Annotated in this window: 2 protein-coding genes; both read left to right on the forward strand. The window is 65.5% G+C overall.

The features are described 5' to 3' along the window. Positions 1-254: 254 nt before the first annotated feature. Complete coding sequence (locus EJK15_RS77065; RefSeq protein WP_276615635.1) at positions 255-377, forward strand: hypothetical protein; 123 nt, start codon at positions 255-257, stop codon at positions 375-377. Beyond that, a complete protein-coding gene (locus EJK15_RS69450; protein WP_206062396.1) occupies positions 374-937 on the forward strand; it encodes a hypothetical protein in 564 nt (187 codons plus the stop codon). The genes EJK15_RS77065 and EJK15_RS69450 overlap by 4 nt, the downstream gene beginning before the upstream one ends. The last annotated feature ends 232 nt before the right edge of the window (positions 938-1,169 follow it).

Below are 1,169 nucleotides of genomic sequence, written 5' to 3' on the forward strand. Positions count from 1 at the left end.
AAGATCAAATTCTTGAAACGGCTCATGTTCGGCCGCGCCAACTACGACCTCCTCAGAAAGATGGCACTGCTGAACTGAGTCGAGATCACCGACCGTGACCGCTCCCCAGCAAATGCACCAGACCCCGGCAAATGGCCGGGATCTCCGGCGCTATTTGGCCAGACGTGATCTCTTGGGGTCCCGGACTGAAGAAATTTCCAACGAAGTAGCCTCTGACCTGCATAACGGAGGCGCTTGACCTCCTGTGGCGGGTGATGATCACTGCCGCTACGTTCGTCGAGGCGGCCATCACCGCCGTCCGCGACCTCGCCACCGGCTCAGCCCTGGACGACGCCGCGCTGGTGAAGTTCCTGGACGAGAACGGCAAGCTGCTGTGAGCCCTCGGCAGATATCATCGCGCGGCGCGATGGGCTGGACACAGGCCGAGAACGACGTCGCGGACGTGATGATCTGGCTGCGGAGCAACCACGGGCGCGAGGTCAGCTACGCCGACATCGCCGCCGGCGTCATGATCCCCGACGGCCCCCGGCTGCGGCGGGCCGTCCGTGTCGTCCGCGTGATCGCGGCCAACCGGGGCGATCGTCTGGAGCGGTTCATGACGTCGACCGACCCTGCCCGGCGCCGGATCTGGGTCACCCGCTACATCCGCAACGGACACGGCGATGAGTTCAGCGCCCGCAACGCGATGGCCGCCGCACGAGCGGCGATGATGTCGGTGAAGGACATGCACCGCGCCACCACGTTCGAGGCCGGCAACCCGCACTCGATCGCGCGCAAGGAGTTCGAAACGATGGCCAAAGCCGCTGACGAGTGCATCACAAAGGTCGCCGGTCTCCGCAAGGTTGGCCCGCAGGTGGTCCGGCAGGAGAACACCAGCCTGCTGGCACAGATGATCGCCGATCTGGAAGCCCGGCTCACCCAGCCAGCGGCAGGCTGACCAGGGCCCGCCCTCAACGACCAGCCAGGAGCCTCACCATGACCAGGCTCGAACGCACCCTCGCCAAAGCCCTCACGGAGATCGTCATCCGCAGCGCGTATTCCGTGAACGCTCACTGTTGATGATCGTTTTCCCTGATCGCGGCCTCCACGAGGGCGCGGGCGGCCCAGGTCATGGCGTCCTGCTCGGCTTGGGGGTCGAGTCCGCGGACGTCACGCAGCGCTATCTGCGC

The organism is Nonomuraea basaltis, from assembly GCF_005893125.1.
Taxonomy (GTDB): domain Bacteria; phylum Actinomycetota; class Actinomycetes; order Streptosporangiales; family Streptosporangiaceae; genus Nonomuraea; species Nonomuraea basaltis.

Coding starts and splice junctions, on each gene's coding strand:
- EJK15_RS77065 (WP_276615635.1), top strand. CDS start 255: ATGATCACTGCCGCTACGTTCGTCGAGGCGGCCATCACCGCCGTCCGC.